The 19,145-nt window shown below is 42.1% G+C and carries 21 protein-coding genes; 13 read left to right on the top strand and 8 right to left on the bottom strand.

The window, feature by feature from the left end:
• Positions 1-114: 114 nt before the first annotated feature.
• Together V7L12_RS11225 and V7L12_RS11220 are read left to right on the top strand one after the other, a co-directional pair.
• Positions 115-1,647: an AAA family ATPase gene (locus V7L12_RS11225; RefSeq protein WP_334821000.1), complete on the top strand. Its 1,533-nt coding sequence runs from the start codon at positions 115-117 to the stop codon at positions 1,645-1,647.
• A gap of 50 nt (positions 1,648-1,697) precedes the next feature.
• On the top strand, positions 1,698-2,318 hold the full coding sequence (locus tag V7L12_RS11220; protein ID WP_335084353.1) for a hypothetical protein: 621 nt from the start codon (positions 1,698-1,700) through the stop codon (positions 2,316-2,318).
• Positions 2,319-2,458: 140 nt separating this feature from the next.
• Here the strand turns inward: V7L12_RS11220 and V7L12_RS11215 are convergent, their stop codons facing one another.
• The 3 genes from V7L12_RS11215 to cysS all read right to left on the bottom strand — a co-directional run bounded on the left by V7L12_RS11215 (position 2,459) and on the right by cysS (position 7,204).
• On the bottom strand, positions 2,459-3,805 hold the full coding sequence (locus V7L12_RS11215; RefSeq protein WP_334820996.1) for a TldD/PmbA family protein: 1,347 nt from the start codon (positions 3,803-3,805) through the stop codon (positions 2,459-2,461).
• Positions 3,806-4,132: 327 nt separating this feature from the next.
• Positions 4,133-5,572 (bottom strand): TldD/PmbA family protein, encoded by a 1,440-nt coding sequence (locus V7L12_RS11210; RefSeq protein WP_335084352.1) that lies wholly within the window; start codon positions 5,570-5,572, stop codon positions 4,133-4,135.
• 102 nt (positions 5,573-5,674) lie between these two features.
• Positions 5,675-7,204 (bottom strand): cysteine--tRNA ligase, encoded by a 1,530-nt coding sequence (cysS, locus tag V7L12_RS11205; RefSeq protein WP_335084351.1) that lies wholly within the window; start codon positions 7,202-7,204, stop codon positions 5,675-5,677.
• Between the two features lie 137 nt (positions 7,205-7,341).
• On the opposite strand from cysS, the gene V7L12_RS11200 reads away from it, so the two are divergent.
• Positions 7,342-8,451, top strand: coding sequence for a CobW family GTP-binding protein (locus V7L12_RS11200; protein ID WP_335084350.1), 1,110 nt, complete (start codon positions 7,342-7,344; stop codon positions 8,449-8,451).
• A gap of 3 nt (positions 8,452-8,454) precedes the next feature.
• On the opposite strand, the gene V7L12_RS11195 is transcribed toward V7L12_RS11200, so the two are convergent.
• Positions 8,455-8,580, bottom strand: a complete 126-nt coding sequence (locus V7L12_RS11195; protein ID WP_334820988.1) for a hypothetical protein — start codon at positions 8,578-8,580, stop codon at positions 8,455-8,457.
• A gap of 102 nt (positions 8,581-8,682) precedes the next feature.
• Here V7L12_RS11195 and dtd point away from each other — a divergent pair, with 102 nt between their 5' ends.
• The 4 genes from dtd to V7L12_RS11175 all read left to right on the top strand — a co-directional run bounded on the left by dtd (position 8,683) and on the right by V7L12_RS11175 (position 12,267).
• Positions 8,683-9,135, top strand: a complete 453-nt coding sequence (gene dtd / locus V7L12_RS11190; protein ID WP_335084349.1) for a D-aminoacyl-tRNA deacylase — start codon at positions 8,683-8,685, stop codon at positions 9,133-9,135.
• 103 nt (positions 9,136-9,238) lie between these two features.
• Positions 9,239-9,580 (top strand): photosystem II reaction center protein Psb28, encoded by a 342-nt coding sequence (gene psb28 / locus V7L12_RS11185; protein WP_334820986.1) that lies wholly within the window; start codon positions 9,239-9,241, stop codon positions 9,578-9,580.
• Positions 9,581-9,653: 73 nt separating this feature from the next.
• Positions 9,654-10,172 carry a MogA/MoaB family molybdenum cofactor biosynthesis protein gene (locus V7L12_RS11180; protein ID WP_335084348.1) on the top strand — a complete coding sequence of 173 codons (519 nt, stop codon included), beginning with the start codon at positions 9,654-9,656 and terminating at the stop codon, positions 10,170-10,172.
• 343 nt (positions 10,173-10,515) lie between these two features.
• Positions 10,516-12,267: a diguanylate cyclase domain-containing protein gene (locus V7L12_RS11175; RefSeq protein WP_335084347.1), complete on the top strand. Its 1,752-nt coding sequence runs from the start codon at positions 10,516-10,518 to the stop codon at positions 12,265-12,267.
• A gap of 167 nt (positions 12,268-12,434) precedes the next feature.
• On the opposite strand, the gene mraY is transcribed toward V7L12_RS11175, so the two are convergent.
• Positions 12,435-13,538 carry a phospho-N-acetylmuramoyl-pentapeptide-transferase gene (gene mraY, locus V7L12_RS11170; protein ID WP_335084346.1) on the bottom strand — a complete coding sequence of 368 codons (1,104 nt, stop codon included), beginning with the start codon at positions 13,536-13,538 and terminating at the stop codon, positions 12,435-12,437.
• A gap of 79 nt (positions 13,539-13,617) precedes the next feature.
• A complete protein-coding gene (locus V7L12_RS11165) occupies positions 13,618-13,854 on the bottom strand; it encodes a DUF3134 domain-containing protein (protein ID WP_334821171.1) in 237 nt (78 codons plus the stop codon).
• A 243-nt stretch (positions 13,855-14,097) separates the two neighbouring features.
• Between V7L12_RS11165 and V7L12_RS11160 the strand changes: the two genes are divergently transcribed.
• From V7L12_RS11160 to V7L12_RS33170, 5 genes are all read left to right on the top strand, one after another.
• Positions 14,098-14,682, top strand: coding sequence for a PAP/fibrillin family protein (locus V7L12_RS11160; protein WP_335084345.1), 585 nt, complete (start codon positions 14,098-14,100; stop codon positions 14,680-14,682).
• 291 nt (positions 14,683-14,973) lie between these two features.
• Complete coding sequence (locus tag V7L12_RS11155; protein WP_100899784.1) at positions 14,974-15,189, top strand: photosystem I reaction center subunit IV; 216 nt, start codon at positions 14,974-14,976, stop codon at positions 15,187-15,189.
• 252 nt (positions 15,190-15,441) lie between these two features.
• Positions 15,442-16,317 carry a DNA-formamidopyrimidine glycosylase gene (locus V7L12_RS11150; RefSeq protein WP_335084344.1) on the top strand — a complete coding sequence of 292 codons (876 nt, stop codon included), beginning with the start codon at positions 15,442-15,444 and terminating at the stop codon, positions 16,315-16,317.
• An 86-nt stretch (positions 16,318-16,403) separates the two neighbouring features.
• Positions 16,404-16,619, top strand: a complete 216-nt coding sequence (locus V7L12_RS11145) for an NAD(P)H-quinone oxidoreductase subunit O (RefSeq protein ID WP_289795289.1) — start codon at positions 16,404-16,406, stop codon at positions 16,617-16,619.
• A 110-nt stretch (positions 16,620-16,729) separates the two neighbouring features.
• A complete protein-coding gene (locus V7L12_RS33170) occupies positions 16,730-16,999 on the top strand; it encodes a hypothetical protein (RefSeq protein WP_442947882.1) in 270 nt (89 codons plus the stop codon).
• Positions 17,000-17,182: 183 nt separating this feature from the next.
• Here the strand turns inward: V7L12_RS33170 and V7L12_RS11135 are convergent, their stop codons facing one another.
• Positions 17,183-17,515 carry a translation initiation factor gene (locus V7L12_RS11135; RefSeq protein ID WP_335084343.1) on the bottom strand — a complete coding sequence of 111 codons (333 nt, stop codon included), beginning with the start codon at positions 17,513-17,515 and terminating at the stop codon, positions 17,183-17,185.
• A 95-nt stretch (positions 17,516-17,610) separates the two neighbouring features.
• On the bottom strand, positions 17,611-18,093 hold the full coding sequence (locus V7L12_RS11130; RefSeq protein ID WP_335084342.1) for a hypothetical protein: 483 nt from the start codon (positions 18,091-18,093) through the stop codon (positions 17,611-17,613).
• A 338-nt stretch (positions 18,094-18,431) separates the two neighbouring features.
• On the opposite strand from V7L12_RS11130, the gene V7L12_RS11125 reads away from it, so the two are divergent.
• Positions 18,432-19,088 carry a hypothetical protein gene (locus V7L12_RS11125; protein ID WP_335084439.1) on the top strand — a complete coding sequence of 219 codons (657 nt, stop codon included), beginning with the start codon at positions 18,432-18,434 and terminating at the stop codon, positions 19,086-19,088.
• The last annotated feature ends 57 nt before the right edge of the window (positions 19,089-19,145 follow it).

The following is a 19,145-nucleotide window of genomic DNA, read 5'->3' as shown; positions in this document are numbered from 1 at the left end:
CAGACCCAAAATTTCTCAGGTTGTACAGTCAAACTAGAAGAAGAAGGTCTACTCTGTTTGTGAGCCACGTCTGCTTGGCACTTTTGCAATGTTTTCTGCCAACAGAGGAATATTATGCTAACTAGGTTGAAAGTTTCTGGTTTTAAGAACCTCGTCGATGTTGATGTGCGCTTTGGGCCATTTACTTGTGTAGCCGGGGCTAATGGGGTCGGGAAATCTAACTTATTTGATGCTATTAGGTTTTTGAGTGCGATCGCTGATCGAACCCTAATTGACGCTGCCTTATCTGTGCGAGATGAAGAAGGTCGAACAGCGGATGTGCGTAGTCTATTTCACCGAGTTAGTCATGAATATACAGATAAAATGTCTTTTGAGGCAGAAATGATCGTACCAGAGGAAGGCGTAGATGATTTAGGACAACAGGCAAAAGCTAGTATTACCTTTCTTCGTTACTCTCTGACTCTAGCTTATCGTTGGGATGATAGTTTACGGTCTTTAGGGTCGTTGGAAATTATCAAAGAAGAGTTAGTTCACATCAACCTTGGTGATGCAAGAAAAAACTTATTGTTTCCTCACAGTGTTGAGTGGCGTAAATCGGCAGTCAAGGGAAAAAGAACTTCACCATTTATTTCAACTGAGACTGATAAAGATAAGACTGTGATTAAGCTACATCAAGATGGTATCAAAGGAAAACCTCTATCTCGACTAGCTGCAAATCTTCCTCGAACAGTACTTTCTGTTGCTAATGCTGCTGAAAGTCCAACAGCCTTACTAGCGCGAAGAGAAATGCAATCTTGGCGATTACTTCAATTAGAACCTTCAGCACTACGTCAACCAGACGAATTTACAGCGCCTACAAAATTAGACATGGATGGTTCTCACTTGGCTGCAACACTCTATCACCTAGCAAGGTTAAATAAAAATTATTCTCTAGATGGAATTTCTGAGGATGAGGCCGAAGCACAAGTTTACAGCCAAGTTGCTAATCTTTTAGCAGAATTAATTGATGATGTGGGTGAAGTAGGGATTGATCGAGATGAACGTAGGGAACTCCTCACATTAATAGTGATTGGTAGAGATGGTACTTCACATCCAGCCAGGGCGTTATCAGATGGAACCCTACGATTTTTGGCTTTGGCAGTTTTGGAATTAGACTCACAAGCACAAGGTCTTTTGTGTTTAGAGGAACCGGAAAACGGCATTCATCCTGAGCGTATTCCCAAAATATTGAAATTGCTTCAAGACATCGCCACTGATGTTAATGAAGCTATTGGTATAGATAACCCACTCCGCCAAGTGATTATTAACACTCACTCACCATCTGTAGTGATGCAAGTACCTGATGATAGCTTATTAGTTGCTGAATTAAAGGAAACAGTACATTCAGGGAAACGGTTTAAGAGTGTATCTTTTGGTTGTCTTCCTGATACTTGGCGAGAGCAAGAGCCAGAAGGAACAAATGTTGTCCCTAAAGGGAAACTTCTTGCTTATCTAAATCCGGTAGTAATTGAGAAATTAGAGCCTGATAGCAATGGAGAGGTAAAAAGCTCCCAAAAATCAAAACTAATACCAACCCCAAAACGCCGAGTTGTGGATAGAAATGATCTTCAACCACTAATTCCTGGTTTCCCTACTCAATTGACATGAAAGAACTTTGCTACACCTTTCTGTCTGACGGTAGCTCAGACAAAGCACTGATGCCTATTCTCAATTGGTTATTACGGGTAAATCAGATTGAGTGTGCTATTCAATCTAATTGGGCTGATCTGCGACGCTTACCTAAACCACCTAAAAAGTTATTGCCACGTATTATCAAGAGCGTAGAACTCTATCCTTGTGATCTTTTATTTATTCATCGAGATGCAGAAAAAGAACCACGCGAAAATCGTGTGGCTGAAATTCGAGAAGCAGTAGAAGTAGTTAAACAATCACTGACAGTACCACCTCATGTTTGTGTTATTCCTATACGTATGCAGGAAGCATGGCTTTTATTTGACGAAGCTGCTCTACGGAAAGCTGCGGGTAATCCTCGTGGGCGTGAGCCATTAGAATTGCCAAATATTCATAAACTTGAACAATTAGCTGATCCTAAAGATATTCTTCATGAACTTCTATGCAAAGCTAGTGGGTTAAGAGGTCGGCGGCTCAAGCAATTCTCGTCGGATAAGCTTAACGGATGTGTTCACAGACTAGCAGAAATCATCAATGATTTTTCAGCGTTACGGGCTTTGTCTGCTTTTCAAATATTGGAAACTGAAATTAAAGAAGTTATAGAAATACAAGGTTGGTGTTTTGAGTTAAAAGATAATTCACTATAATAATTAATATTAAATGATTCTAACATTTGCATTATATTCAAAAATAGTAAAATTAAAATCATCAAATCAAAATTATTAAGTTAATCTCATGCCAAGAGGCAAATAAGCTAATAATTTATATGTATCTTTGCACGATGTACTTACAAAGTATAAGTAAAATCTTCCACCAACATACCGGGAACTAAACTACCTCCAAGTTGACGACTTTCGTATGTACCTACTTCAGGAATGAATTCTTGAAAAGTGGTCAAATCTACTAAGTTTTCTCCCCAGAAGTGATAAAGACTTTCATCAAAACGTAAGTTTTCAATTGGGGCAATAATTTCTCCCTTTTCTACCCAAAAACAAGCATAACGAGTCATACCTGTGATTCTACCAGTGTGGCGATCGCTCCAATTCAAGTAATGTAAATTCGATACATATAATCCTGTATCTAAACTCGGAAGAATCTGCTCAAAGACTAAATTCCCAGTACTGACTTCTGGCGCTCGTAAAGTCTCTGAACCATTAGCACCGTTGGCAATTTTTTGATATTCTTTAGCAGTGCGAGAATTTACCAAAGTATTTACCAAATATCCTTTTTTTATTACAGGTAACTCCGGTGCTGCCATTTCTCCCAATTCATTAAATCGCGGCACTAATCCCCTCTGAAAATTTTCTTTCAAACTAAATCTTAGAGAAAGTTGTTTTTCTTGACGCGATAAAGCAGCTAAAGCACTGTTTCCTTGTTGGATATCAGCTTCGCTTACCGCTCCCCAAGAAAGCATTACTAATAAATCTGCAACAGCAGCAGGTGCAAAATAAGTTTTGTACTGTCCCCGTGGCAGTTCTTTAGTTGGGTGAGCAAGCAATTCTAGTTGTTTTTTAGCTTCGCTAATTTTGGCTATATATTTAGATTCATTCCAATCACTCCCAGCAAACGTACCCTTAACTGCTTGTCCAGATGGGGAAAATAGAGAATAATCTAAGGTAAAAGAATCAGTAGTAAACCAGTGTTTTTGACCGCTAGAATCACCATAAGCTTTAATTACCACTCCCCCTGCGTATATCCCTGTAAAATCCAATTCAGCAACTAATTCTAGCACAGTTGGGACTACTGTCTCAGCCGCCAATAAATTTCCATAATGTATTTCTCTACTGATATTATTTCCTGATGGCAAAACTAGATATGGGTCGATGGGTAGTAGAATAAGTTCGCCACGTAGTTCTTGCAAAGCAGTATATGCAAATTGCCAGTCTACCTCCCAATTTCCAGTAAAGGGAAACTGCCGAACACTGTTGCGCTGCTCTTTCATCAAAGTCAGTTCTATCCAACCATCAGCAACACAACCAGTTTGTCGCACTTTCGCATGATTAAAACGAGTAAATTGACTTATTTCACTGCTAAGTCTCACAGTGAATTGTTCATCTTCTACTTTTTTAATCAGCAAATTTTCAATCAGTCGATTAAAGCTGACTTCTAACGCAGATAATTCCTCAATTTTCATAGATATTAAATATTAATAGGGAATAGTGAGAAAGAGAAAGTTAGGAGTTAGGAGTTAGGAGTTAAAAGAATTTTTGTAAGTAGCTGGCGTAAATAAGTTAAAGTTTGTAGTGAGTTAACGCGGTCTTCTCCCAAAGGGAGAGGCTAGCACCAAGGGGGTTTCCCCCATGAGCGACTAACGAACCTGAAGGCTAAGGACTTTAGTCCTGATAATCCTTTTTTTGAGCGATGGATCGCTCACTACAAGCTAGGATTTTATTTGATGTTGAATTATACCTACCTACTTAATTCAAAACTCCTAACTACCAACTCCTAACTATTGTATTTTTCAAGTTCCTCCACCAAAAACTTCAACATTAGCAAAGACACAGACAGGTGAACCGTGTCCTACCCAAATAGCCTGATTTGGTTCTCCTTTGCCACAATAAGGAGTACCGTACATTTGCCAGTTTGTGGCATCTCCGACTTTAATTAAACTATGCCAAAACTCTGGTGTTGTGGCGCGGTAGTTGGGATTACGGAGGGTTTTGGTAAGTTTACCGTTTTCAATTAATTTAGCGTACTCACAACCAAATTGGAATTTGTAGCGGCGATCGTCAATTGACCAGGAACGGTTAGATTCCATGTAAACGCCGTGTTCTATCCCGCCAATAATGTCTTCAAAAGTCCCGTTTAAAGGCTCTAAATTCAAGTTACCCATGCGATCGATCGCTGGTCGATTCCATGAGGAAGCACGGGCACAGGCAACTCCTGCTACACCTGCTCTGGCTTGACTCTCCAGACTGCCTAAACCCCGTTGCAGTACACCTTCTTTAACCAAATACTCCCGTGTTGCTACAGCACCTGTATCATCAAAGCCATAACTGGCATATTCACCAGGCACGGTGGGATCAAAGGTAATGTTCATCAGCGGCGAACCATATACTAGGTTGCCAAAATCACTTTTATTCACAAAGCTGCCCCCAGCATAATTACGCTCATCTCCCAAAATTCGGTCAATTTCTAGGGGATGCCCGACACTTTCATGGATTTGCAGCATCATTTGATCTGGGGCTAAAACTAAATTGGTACGGGTCGTTGGGCATTCTTCTGCTGTCAAGAGTTCTATTGCTTGTTCGCCTATTTGCCGCACCCGATGCCATAAGTCTTCTTGTTTTAATAGTTCGAGTCCGCCTTGGTAACAGTTTGCTTGCGAGCCGTTGTTGCTGCGCTGCTGTACAACTGCTCCATCTTGGGCAGTGGCTCCGTAATTGGTGCCTATAGATAGTATTTTTTGATAGACTTCTGAGCCGTTGCTGCTAACAAACCAAGATTCTCTCTCGATTGTGCTGGCACTAGCTATGGTTTGCACAATTTTGTCGTCAACTTTGAGCGTTTGGCAAATACGAACCAGTAAATCGTTGATTTCTCCTGGACTCAGAGCATCCAATGGTTCAAGAAATGGAGATTTATATTCACCAACGACTTTAGGGCGCTCACTTTCACGGAAGGGATGTATCCACCATTCACTGGCTGCTAGTGCCTGTTTATAGGCTGTTTGAGCAGCAGCTTGTAGGGAAGACAGTTCTAGAGAGTTAGTAGCTGCATAACCCAGACAGCCATTGACCAAAACTTCCAGCATAGCTCCGACAGTAAAGGATTTGCCGTTTAGTTGGGGTAAGGCATCACGGACTAAACGGGTAGTAGAAGTCTCCTTTACGGCTCTAATACCGATCCAATCAGCGGGAATATCGAAACTAGCGATCGCTTTTTTAAGTTCAGACCACATAATTTAAGGAATTGGGAATTGGGAATTGGGCATTGGAAATTGGGCATTGGGAATTGGGCATTGGGAAGAATTCAATTCCTAGTCCCCAGTTCCCAGTACCCTCTAATTCCGGTGCCAGCGTGTGCCATCACGGCTATCAATTAGCGTAATACCTTCTGCTTGGAGTTGGTCACGAATGCGATCGCTTTCAGCAAAATTTTTGGCAATACGTGCTTCTTGCCTTTGCTGAATTCGCACCTCAATTTCCGCATCGCTTAAACCATCATTCACAGGCGTTTCCACTTCTGGGTTGGCTTCTAAACCCAACACTCCAGCCAATGTCACAAGTGTTTGCCATTCCTGAAGTAATTCATCTGCTGGTAGCTTTGTTTTCCCTTCATGTATCAGGATATTTCCTTCACCAATTAGTTCCTTAGCCACGAAAAATAGCCATGCTAATCCACCAGGGAAATTAAAGTCTTTGTTGAGAGCTTCGCAAAAACCTTCAGCGCTGGTGTGGAGATTGGAATTCATTTTCGTATCCAATGGCCAACCAAGTTGTTCAGCGTGTCCCTTAAAGAGTTGACCGTTGGGACGAAGTACGGGGTTATTTACTGCATCCAATGACCAACCCAGTTCTTTGCCATACTTATAGCCGAAGAGTAAACCTTCTTTAAGGGTGTGCCAACCGTTGGTTGCTGCGGCGATCGCTTCGTCGGTAAAATCTATGGGTGTACGATATTGAGCAGTCAGAACGAACAACCGCACTGCCATCGGGTCAACTCCTCGATCCAGCAATTCTCGAATAGTGGTGAAGTTGCCCAAAGATTTGGACATTTTTTCACCATCTACCTTCACCATGCCGTTATGTAACCAGTAACGCGCTAGGGGTTTTCCTGTCACGGCTTCAGATTGGGCAATTTCGTTTTCATGGTGGGGAAAAATTAAGTCAGCACCACCAGCATGAATATCTATGGTATCACCCAAGCGATCGCGCACCATTGCCGAGCATTCTATATGCCACCCTGGACGACCTGCGCCCCAAGGTGATTCCCAAGCAGGTTCTCCCGGTTTTGCTGCCTTCCATAAAGCAAAATCAAAGGGGTCTTTCTTTTTCTGGTACTCTGGATCTTCTACATTGACGCGATCGCTTTTCCCCGCTTGCATATCTTCTAACCTGCGTCCAGAAAGCTTACCATACTCAGAAAACTGTCGTACTGCATAATACACATCGCCGTCAGCAGGGTATGCAAAACCCTTATTTTCCAACTCATGAATTAACCGCAAAATGCCATTCATCGTGTGGGTAGCGCGAGGATACTCATCGGCTTCTTTGATTAAGAGTCGCGCCATATCCTGAAAATATGCTTTGATAAAGCGATCGGCTATAGCTTCCATTGAGGAATGTTCAAGACAGGCTCGATTGAGAATCTTGTCATCAATATCGGTAAAATTTTGGATATATCGGACTTCATAGCCGATAAACTGGAGGTATCGGCGCACTACATCCCAAACAATGCAAGCTCTCGCATGACCCAAATGGCAGTAGTCGTACACCGTCACGCCGCAGTAATACATCTTAACCTTGCCTGGTTCGACTGTTTTAAACGGTTCTTGACGACGGGTGAGGGTATTGTAAAGGGTTAGGGTCATAACAGAGTAATGCTGAAATAGAGAGATACGTAATAATAGGGTAAAGCAGCTGGGATGACAGTCCAGCATCCCTATGCTAGTGTTTTCTGGACTATCTGCGCTACATTACTACTTTTTGACTATTTGATAACAGCGCTATGCAATCAGCAGTTACACCCGAATCTTCCGCAATGGATACGCCCAAACAAGGAATGCCAGTAACAATTATTACGGGTTTCCTCGGTAGTGGCAAGACGACTTTACTCAATCATATCCTCAACAACCAACAGGGTTTAAAAACCGCTGTTCTCGTAAATGAATTTGGCGAAATTGGCATCGACAACGAGCTAATTGTTTCCACTGGTGAGAACATGGTGGAGCTAAATAATGGTTGTATCTGCTGTACTATTAATAATGATTTAGTAGATGCAGTTTACAAAGTTTTAGAACGCCAAGAAAATCTAGATTATCTAGTAGTGGAAACAACTGGATTAGCAGATCCGCTACCAGTAGCTTTAACATTTCTGGGCACAGAATTGCGGGATTTAACCCGCTTAGATTCGATTATTACCGTGGTAGACGCGGCTAATTACAGCCTAGATTTATTTAACTCTGAGGCAGCATACAGCCAAATTGCCTATGGCGATGTCATTGTGCTGAACAAGGCTGATTTGGTTGATGAAGCCACTTTGAATGAGTTAGAAATAAAAATTAACGAAGTTAAGGAAGGAGCAAGAATTATCCGCACTACGCGATCGCAAGTGCCACTTCCTTTAATTCTAAGTGTTGGTCTGTTTGAGTCTGATAAATATTTTGACACAGTGGTGGATGAACACGAACATCACGATCATCATGACGATCATGACGATCATGACCACTCAACATGCGGTCATGACCATCACGACCATGACCATCACGATCATCACCATCATCATTCTGACCACTTAGAAAATGATGGTTTTACTTCCATATCTTTCCAAAGTGACAAGCCTTTTTCTATTAGGAAGTTTCAGTATTTCTTAGATAACCAGCTACCCTCAAATATCTTCCGAGCCAAGGGGATTATGTGGTTTGATGAAAGTCCGAAGCGTCATATTTTTCACCTTTGCGGTAAACGCTTCACTTTGGATGATGATGAATGGAAAGGTCAATTAAAAAACCAACTAGTGCTGATTGGTCAAAATTTGGATCGTGAGGCTTTAATTAGTCAACTCGAAAAGTGCATTTGTCTACCTTCAACCTCTCGTGGTAAAGGGTTTGGCAAATAAAAGTTAGGAGTTAGGAGTTTTTACTACTCGTTCCCAGGTTCCACCTGGGAATGCATTCTCAATGGCTCCGCCATCGATTTTGAGCAATGAAAATAAGAGAATAGCGTAGGCGTAGCCCGTCGTAGACATCGCATTTTTCACTCCCCTGCATTATCAGCTTCTTAACTTGCTAACTGCTGTAAATTACGTGCGAGTGTTTGACCAATAATTACGAATTACGAATTAGTTAAAATGCGCGTTGTTATCCAGCGAGTCAAATCATCTCAAGTTACAGTTAATGGTGAAATTGTAGGTTTTGTTGGGCGGGGGCTAAATTTGCTCGTAGGTATAGCCAATACCGATACTGATGCTGAAATCGACTGGATGGTGCGTAAGTGCTTAGAGTTGCGGCTGTTTCCTGACGAAGGAGGAGACGACCGTTGGCAAAAATCTGTACAAGAAATTGGCGGCGATTTGTTAGTAGTCAGTCAGTTTACGCTTTACGGTGACTGTCGCAAAGGTCGTCGTCCTTCTTTTGACCGTTCAGCTGCTCCCCAATCAGCAGCGGATTTGTATAATCGTTTTGTCACCAAATTAAGAGCTAGCGGGTTGCAAGTAGAAACAGGTCAATTTGGTGCAATGATGCAAGTTACAATTGAAAACGATGGCCCCGTAACTTTGTTACTTGAGAAAGAAGCAATTTAAGTGTATATACTCAAAAATGAATCACAGTGGCCTCTAGACCGTGGTGTTCTAATTGATGAGAGAATATTAAATTAACCATCACAAAAGTTTAAATTCACCGATCATGACGAAAATCCAGTTTTCTAGAGGTCTTGACGAAGAGGTAACTCCAGATGTGCGTCTGACGCGATCGCGTACTGGCGAGAGTGGTACAGCGACGTTTATTTTTACGAATCCGAAAATTTTAGATCAAGGTACTACCGAAGATATTACCGGGATGTACTTGATTGACGAAGAAGGCGAGATAATTACCCGTGAAGTTAAGGCTAAATTTATTAACGGGAAACCGGAAGCATTAGAAGCACTTTACGTAATGAAATCTGCCCAAGAATGGGATCGCTTTATGCGCTTCATGGAGCGGTATGCTGAAGAAAACGATCTGGGACTGAGCAAAAATGAGGCATAGGTCATAGGGCATGGGGCATCGGTAATTGTCAATGCGCCATTTACCATGCCCAATTATCCATTATTAAAAGTACATGAGTGACATACTAATGCCACAACCTCATCCAGATTCGCCTAGAGTTTTAGTAACTTGTGCTGTAATTACTGTCAGCGATACACGCACTTTTGAAACAGACAAAAGTGGCCAGCTAATTCAGCAGTTACTCTTTGGTGCTAACCATGCTGTAGGAGCCTACACGATTATCAAAGATGAGCCAACACAAATTCAAGGGCAGATAGAAAATCTGGGTAAAAGCTCAAATTTGGATGCTGTAATTTTCAATGGTGGTACAGGCATTGCACCAAGAGATACCACCTACGATGCCATTGAGAAGTTACTGGAGAAAACTTTGCCGGGATTTGGTGAGTTATTTCGTTTTTTAAGTTATCAAGAAATTGGTTCGCGGGCGATCGCTTCTCGCGCTGTTGCTGGTGTTTATCAAGATAAATTAATCTTCTCGCTTCCTGGTTCCAGTAATGCTGTGCGCCTGGCAATGGAAAAACTTATTTTACCTGAACTCACTCACTTGGTAAGTCAGGTTTGTAAGCGGTGAAATAAGCAGTCGTTCCGAAAGTTACCATAAGAACTTTTATGAAGAATGCTGAGTTAAAAGACCGCCCACAAAGGGAGTTGTTAAACTAATCCGCCTTGAAGTTGCATAATCCTTAGCTTTAGAAAGATGCTTTTACACGGAAGTTGCAAAAGACGTAAGGATGCAATTTGAATGATTATTAGCTTGTTACCAAGTACATCAGTACTGAATACTATTTCCTCACTCAGCATTGAGTAAGATAAAACTAAAGCTTGAGGAATTGCAACTCATCCTTTCTATACTTACATCTTGAGACTATCCAGAATTATAGTGAAGCAGATGAAATGTTAATATCAGGTTATCAATGCAGCCTATTTACTGGAATTGCATCATTGCTCACAGCATCACTGCATTTTCCTACTTTGGCATCTCTATAGTAATAGGGATTTTCTTTGCGAAAATTAAGGCAACGATCCCTTCTAAGTATAAGCTAGCTTTTTTCTCATTGAGTGGATTCGTACTATTTCGCGGATTTCATCATCTTTTGGCGATTTTTAAGCCACATGTGCCAGTATCCCTGCTGCACTTAGCTGTACTCGACTTAATAGCGTTTATTTCCTTGGCTGCTTTAGTCTACCTGATGCCAACCGGTTATCAAATTGTAGGGGCGATCGCCAAATCTCAAGAAGATACCCGTGAACTTCAACACAGCCAGCAGATACAACAGCTATTCCTAGATCAGGGCCCGTTTGCAGCCTATATCAAAGATGAGCAATCTAGAATGCTCTACTACAATCAGGAAGTACAGTCTAGATTTTCGGTAGATCCACAACAATGGTTGGGGAAAACGACTAGTGAATTCTTGCCAGATCCAGAAGAGGGGCGGCGGGTAATGGAAAACGAGCAAGTCGTTTTGAAAACTCTACGCCCCTTGAAGCTGATTGAAGAGGTAAAGATACCTGGTAACGATCAGCCGTGTTACTGGCTATCGTTTAAGTTTCCGTTTAGCGATTACGCAACGGGCGCTTACCGCATTGGTGGGATCAGTATCGATATTACAGAATCCATAGAAGCACAGCGATCGCTCACTGAGCTAAATCAGCAGCTAGAAGAAAAAACATTGGAATTAGAGGCAAAAAAACGACAACTTATATATCTCTCAGATATGACGGATATGCTTTATTCCTGCGAGTCTAAAGATGAGGTATATCAAATAGTTGCTTTAAGTTTTTCCCAGCTATTTCCTAATATGAGTGGTTATATCTATATAATTGCAAATTCTAAGAATTATGTTCAGATGAATAGTTTTTGGGGAGGTGAAAGAAGCAGTAAAGAAATATTTTCACTATCTGATTGTTGGGCATTGCGGAGAGGAAAACTAAACCTTTTATCGCCTCGTAATTCAGGACTAATGTGCAGTCACTTAATACAGCCTGTTAGCGGCACACATTTGTGTGTTCCATTTTTCGCACAAGGTGAAGTAATTGGGATCTTACACATCAATGCACTTGAAGAAATCAGTCCAGAAGCTAAACAAATTACTGAGATTATTGCTAGAACATTAGGCTTTGCACTGAATAATTTATCGATAAAACAGCGTCTAATCCATGATAATTTGCGGGATGGGATGACCCAACTATTCAATCAAAACTATATGCAAAGTATAACGGAACAAAGGCTAGCTGAAGCTGAACGATCGGGACAACCTCTTAGTATTATTTTCCTTGATATCGATAACTTCAAATCTTACAACTCGCGCTATGGGCATCTGACTGCCAACATTGTTCTCCAGGGATTAGCAAAGTTACTGTTAAAATCCATTCGCTCTTTTGATATTGCTTGCAGATGGGGTGGTGAAGAATTTGTGATTGTGATGCCTAACATAACACTGGAAACGCTCAAGAAGCGAGTAGAACAATTAAGGCTAAATATTGAACAAATGCAATTGAAAGACGGCGATCAGATCCTTGAAACTATCACCGCTTCTTTTGGAATAGCTGTATCAGAACCAGGAATTACAGTTAAGGATTTGCTGAATCGAGCAAATCAAGCGATGCTTGAAGCAAAGCGAACAGGGAAGAATCGCGTTAGGGAATATGTAAATACCTATAATTAATTCAAAATTCATAATACTGTAAGCAGTGAAATAAGCAATTTTTAAGTTGGCATCAAGTATCAGACTTTCCAACATAGAAATCAGAAACTCATAAAATTTACCGTATAAAAAAAAACTCCCTGAAGATGTAGGAGTTGTTTTTTATATTCAAGCAGTTTTTAAAACATTCAGAATGGAGCGATCGCTAAACAGATGGTAGCCAAAATCGCTGCGATTATATAAAACACTCCAACCACTTGCAATTCTGACCAGCCAGTAAGTTCCAAATGATGGTGTAAGGGTGCCATTTTGAACAGACGTTTGCCTTTGCCATCGGGGCCCTTCGTGGCTTTGTAATAACTTACCTGTGCCATCACCGAAAGGGTTTCTACAAAGAAGATACCACTGAGAATAAACAGACCTACTAAGGTGTTTGTCAAGAGTGCTACAGCAGCTAAAGCTCCTCCCAGTGCAAGGGAACCAGTATCTCCCATGAAAACGCGGGCTGGGTTACGATTATGGGCTAAGAAACCTAAGCACCCGCCACTTAAAGCAGCACAGAAAACCATCAATCCTGGTGCTGTTGGTGCGACTAAAACACCTAATGCCAAAAGTGCGATCGCAACTGTTCCTGCTGCCAAGCCATCAATACCATCTGTTAAATTAGTCGCATTACTTTCTGCAACTAGCACAAAACCTGCTATAGGCCAAAATAGAAATCCTAAGGGTAGTGTGAAGCTTACCCAAGGCAAAGCAATATTTGTAATATTAGAAGGTTGATTAAACATCAGCCATAGACAAAACATAGCCGCAAAACTCACCTGCAAAGCCAGTTTTGTTTGTGGAGATATACCTTTATTTGATTTCCGGCGCAGGATTTGCCAATCGTCGAGCCAGCCAATCAATCCGTAGCTGATTGTCAAAGCCGAAACTGCAAGCACCTCTTTAGAAAAGTTAGACAATATACAAGCAAGCAGCACAGATACAGGTATAAAAAATATACCGCCCATTGTGGGAGTGCCTGCCTTTTTTAGATGAGCTTGGGGCCCATCTTCGCGAATTATTTGTCCAGTTTTAAGTTCTTGAAGTAAAGGTATTACCCAATAGCCCACCACACCTGAACCCAACGCACACAACACTAGTGGCAGGGTTAACGACATACTTTGCCAAGGTAGCCGATTGGCGATCGAATCGAAGAAGAATGCTGTTGTACCTAGCCCTACAGCTAATAAAGAGGCTAGAGCGATTCCAGAAATATTTAATCCTTGCTCAGGAGATAATTTAGCGTCCACAGAAGTTTCCCTTCACTCCACACTTATAAAATTGAATACCAGTAACTAGGGATACTACCAAGTCCCTAGCCTGAAAAGGCTAATTCTCAGCGATTCCTATATCATCATCATCATCGAGGTCGTAGCCAATTCCATCGTCTACACCCATTAGGGAGTCTATTCCTTCTTCGTCAGCTTGAAAATCCGGTTCGTGAACGTCACGCGCGATGATGCGACTGTTGTTTTGTAACCAGTCCAACAAAGAGGACTCTGGCTTTAGGGGGATGACATCGGCTCGCTGGTTACGAGCTGCTTCACGTAATGGAGAGTTCAACATATCGAGTCAGGACAAGAAAAGGTTTACGTAAGTTGACATTTAGAGTCTATCACTTGACACGGATTAATTTAGTTATCTTTTCAACCCTTTAGTTGATAAATCCGCATTCAGATAGAATTTTTTTATTTAATAAGCATAAGGCTTAAGTCAAGCGATTCTTAGTAATTTTTATGGCTCTACATATATGTCATGAATATCTTGTTTATGCTGATGGAAAGTGAGTGATTTTTGAGGTGACAGGCGATGATGCCAAAAGCGGCTCTTATGGATGCGATCGCACTTACTAATCGCGGTCTACTAGCGACCGAAGAACAGAAACAGGCTATCTTAATAGCGATCGCCAATTTAGAAGACTTTAATCCTACACCCCGTCCGGTGGAAGCTAGTAATTTGCTAGATGGCAATTGGCGATTACTATACACCACTAGCAAAGCTCTTTTAAACTTAGATCGTCTACCCTTATGTAAACTAGGTCAAATCTATCAGTGTATCCGGGTAGAGACTACCAGTGTTTACAACATAGCTGAGATTTATGGCTTACCTTATTTAGAAGGATTAGTCAGCATTGCTGCTAAATTTGAGCCAGTTTCAGGTCGGCGTGTCCAAGTAAAATTTGAGCGTTCTATTATCGGCTTACAACGTTTAATAGAATACAATTCTCCGGTAACTTTTATCCAACAAATTGAAGCAGGTAGAAAATTTCCCGGAATTGATGTTGCCATAAACAGTGACAAACAGCAAGGCTGGTTAGATATCACTTATATAGATAACGATCTGCGGATCGGCAGAGGTAATGAGGGAAGTGTGTTTGTCTTAACTAAAACATAAGCTTCTACAAAATAACTGTTTGCGAACGAAGGTACGCTATAACGTGTGCCTTGTCAAGTAGTGTCTAATACAGTTTTAAATTTGGGTTGGGGAGATAAGGGAGAAAGAATAACTAATATTCAATGCTCTCCCCATTTCCCCATTTCTCATTCCCCAGTCCCCAGTCCCCGATCCCTACTCCTCAATTCAGACAAATAACTTAACAAAGACTCTTGCTGCGACCTTGAGGTTGTAGAGTGAAATCAATTAGCCCTCTAGATTGGCGATTGATAACTAAAAGGGAAAATAATCATGGTTCAACGTGGTTCTAAAGTACGTATTCTCCGCCCTGAATCCTACTGGTTTCAGGATCTAGGAACTGTGGCTTCCATCGACCAAAGTGGCATCAAATACCCTGTAATTGTCCGCTTTGACAAGGTCAATTACGCTGGTATCAATACCAACAACTTTGCCCAGGATGAATTAGTCGAGGTTGAAGCACCAAAGGCTAAAGCACCGAAAAAATAGCAGCAAAGCTACAAGGGGGTTGTTTGATGCGATGATGAAGGGTAGTCTTGAAGTCTGAAGTATGAAGTCTGAAAATTTCAGTTCATTCATACTTCGTCTTAGCCTACCCTAATCTACGAGAGCTGCCCTGCGGGTATTTACGGTTTCTTTTGGGTGGTAATATGAGCCATCTAGGGCTATGTAAGTTACTACCCCATCTCTTCTTCCTCGATCCCTCAAATAAATCATAATTGCCTGCTTAACTCAGCTTGAATGCCTGAACTGCCTGAAGTTGAAACAGTCCGAAGGGGTCTAAATCAATTGACCCTCAACCAAGAAATCACGGGAGGAGATGTGTTGCTCGATCGCACCATCGCCTACCCGTTTTCTGTTGGTGAGTTTGTTGATGGAATTGAAAAAAATGCCATCGCTACTTGGCATCGTCGCGGTAAATATCTCCTCGCCGAACTCACTCACTCATCTTCCCCTTCATCAGCTGGCTGGCTAGGAGTTCATCTGCGAATGACCGGTCAACTACTATGGCTGCATCGAGATGAACCATTACATAAGCACACGCGAGTTAGATTATTCTTTGGGGATCAGCAGGAATTGCGTTTTGTCGATCAGCGTACCTTCGGTAAAATATGGTGGGTTCCGCCTGGTGTTGCTGTAGAAAGTATTATGACTGGTTTGGCAAAACTGGCAGCAGATCCATTCTCACCCGAATTCACTGTTGAATATCTAGCAAGCAAACTCCAAAACCGCCGCCGTCCGATTAAGACTGCGCTACTAGATCAATCGGTGGTGGCGGGATTAGGTAACATCTATGCTGATGAAGCATTATTTAAGAGTGGAATTTTACCTGAAACCTTATGTATAGATTTACAGCTAAAGCAAATTGAACGTTTGCGAACAGCCATAATTCAAGTGTTAGAAACCAGCATTGAGGCTGGTGGTACGACATTTAGTAATTTCTTAAATGTTAAAGGTACTAATGGCAATTATGGTGGTGTAGCCTGGGTTTATAACCGCGCTGGAGAACCCTGTCGAGTTTGTGGTACAGCAATTCAACGAATTAGGTTAGCTGGGCGATCTAGTCATTTTTGCTCCGAGTGTCAAACGTTACGGGGAGTTGGGAGACGCGATTAATCGCGTCTTTACAAGAGTTAGGAGTTCTAACTCAAAACTCTTTTAAAATGCAGGTGAAAGACGTTACAAATTTGAGAGAGGAACTCATGGCAGTCAAAAAAGGAGATATGGTTCGCGCTGTGCGCGAAAAACTAGAAAACAGTCTGGAGGCTAAAGCCAGTGATACTCGCTTTCCTCCTTATTTGTTTGAAACCAAGGGCGAAATTGTCGATATCAAAGGTGATTACGCCCTGATTAAGTTTGGGAAAGTGCCAACACCTAATATTTGGTTACGTGTGGATCAACTCGAAGAGTTTAAATAAGCAAAAAGAATTCAGAAGTCAGAATTCAGAATTTATCAAGGAAGGCAGGAGGCAGATAGTGCAGCGTAAAGCCTTTTCTTCTCTGCGGGACGCACTCGGGTTCGAGAAGCTTGTCTGGGACACGCTTCTCGTTCGCCAACGGCATGGCAACTATTACAGAGGCTGCGCCAATGCTTAGAGCGAGTCCGCGAGTTGTTCCGTCGGGCAGGAGGCAGGAGGCGGTTTCCTGTCGGTTGGGATGCGGTGGAATTGAGAGTATTTTGGAATTGACGCTTACCGATAAAGAAAGAGAGGGTTTGCATACTTCTGCTCGAACTGTGCGTCAAAATATTGAGCGATCGCAGGAAGTTTTGGCTAATAAAATAATTCGTAATTTGTAGAAATAGTAGCAAAAATAAAAGGCAGTAGGTTATAATCCCACTGCCTTATTTTTTATTCCGAAATTTATCACCCTATAAATCAAATCTGTAAATCCCTTTCCAAACCTCTCCTCTAGAAGAGAAGAGGCTTTGAATTGTGTCCATTTTCTGGTAGCGAAGGAGGTTGGGAGGTCAGGTTTTGCGTTAACGGCGGAAATCCTGATCTGCGGGGTCGCCGTAGGGATCTTCGCTGGCTGGGCGGACGTCACCAAACTCCCCTGTGTCTCCGGGGTCGCCGTAAGGGTCTTCGCTAGCTGGGCGAACATTGCCGTAAGACGCGATATCTGCGGGGTCGCCGTAGGGGTCTTCACTAGCTGGGCGAACATCGCCGTAAGATGCCGGATCTGCGGGATCACCGTAGGGATCTTCGCTGGCTGGACGTACATTGCGATCGCGGAATTCGGCATCTTGATCGGCTTGATCGTTGTTCGACCCCAAAAGTAACTCCTTCGCCTTTCGGAAAAATTCATCTACCATAATCTGTCTCCTGATTTAAGTTCATGTTTCCGACGTGCGCGATCGGCGTTATCCTCCGGGAAACCCGCTTTCTTATTTACACACGCTTCGCTGATCTAGAGTGCTGGTGCTGCCGATGAAGTTAGACCAGAGAGATCGCGACCTGTAGCACTTCGGTTATAACCTTGGAATTCCCGATACTTTTGTGCTTCAGATTCCGGTACTCGAATTCCTTCTGCTGGTGCTGTTACCCAGTGAGCGCGGTGTTCAGCATCACGGTAGTATACACGCCCATTCTTAGAAAGATAGTATTTACCTTGCGCTCCTTCTTGTGAAGCATTCTTATGTTGGTTGTAGAGGTAATAAAGTCCCGCAGCACCTGCCAAAAGAGCCACTTTTTGTCCTGTACCCAATCCCTTCTTCGCTTCGGTTTGGCGATCGCTCACTGTTCTACCAACACTATCATCAACAGGTGGTGGAACTGAAGCGTTTTTAGAACCGCCTCCGCAGCTACTCAGCAAGGGCACCATTAGCAATGCCGAAAGCAGCACTGCAAATAGACGCGAAACTATTTTACGTTCTTTATATATTGTATTCATTGGATTTCGTTCTCACCTGTATTTGCTAAAAGCCTTGCTGTTGCAAAAACAAAGTTGGAATTCCTGTTATTTCGCTGGGAATTGAAAAAACACATACCACTCAATTTACAACTGCACAGCTACAGCGTTTCTCTGCCATGATCGTCGATTTTCTCAAGCATTCCATCCCGCCTTTGAGAGAAACTGCATTCATCCCAAGGAAATATATTGTTGATTTTTGATTAATCAATTTAGCCCAAACGCCGAAATATTCAGCAATTTCTCGGTTATTTTTTTGTGCTAAATTACTTACAAAGATACAGCCACTACAATAAAGATTGTCAAAAAATACACTCAATATAACATCAAAAAATACAGCCCCAACTAGAACTCGTCTCCTTTTGGCTTTGTGGGATTTGGGAGGAACGCAGCAGGAAGTTAAGAAGGGTCAACTGACTAAGCGAATTGTATCCAAAAGCCAGAAGGTAGCAGATTATCAGGGTTTATTTGAGGAGTTACAGAATCAGGGTGCGATCGCAATTTCCAAAAAGGGATATTCTCTGACATCTGGCAAGGGTTTAGAGGTATTGGGTGAAGGTTTGAGAAGTGGCGATTTTAAGTTTGAAGGGACGATTGTCGGTACTTGGGCGGCGAATGCGTTGGTGAAGTGGATTAGTCAGATTGATGTTGCGGTGACTGGTGCAGATGTACCAGTTAATGGGAAGCGTGCGATCGCATCTTATGACGAGTTTAAATCAGTGGCGCTGAATGTCTACGACAAGTTGAACCAAAACTATAACCTAGATGATCTGGTGCCAATTTATCGTATCAGGAGAGAAATAGGCGATCGGGTAAGTCGTGAAGATTTCAATGAGTGGCTACTGGAAATGCAAGAAAAGGACATTTTGCAACTCCAAGGCGGTAGCTTGTCAGACAGCGATCCAGACAAACTTGAAGACTCTATAACTACCCCAGTAAGTGGGTTACGCTGCTATGCAAAGCATTTAAACTCATAAACCTATTCTTAGATTGCTCCTCACACCCACTGAAACACCAGTGCAGATGCAAATAGT

Origin of the sequence: Nostoc sp. (assembly GCF_036918245.1) — a bacterium.
Taxonomy (GTDB): Bacteria; Cyanobacteriota; Cyanobacteriia; order Cyanobacteriales; family Nostocaceae; genus Nostoc.
This window is presented reverse-complemented; position numbering and strand designations above follow the sequence as displayed.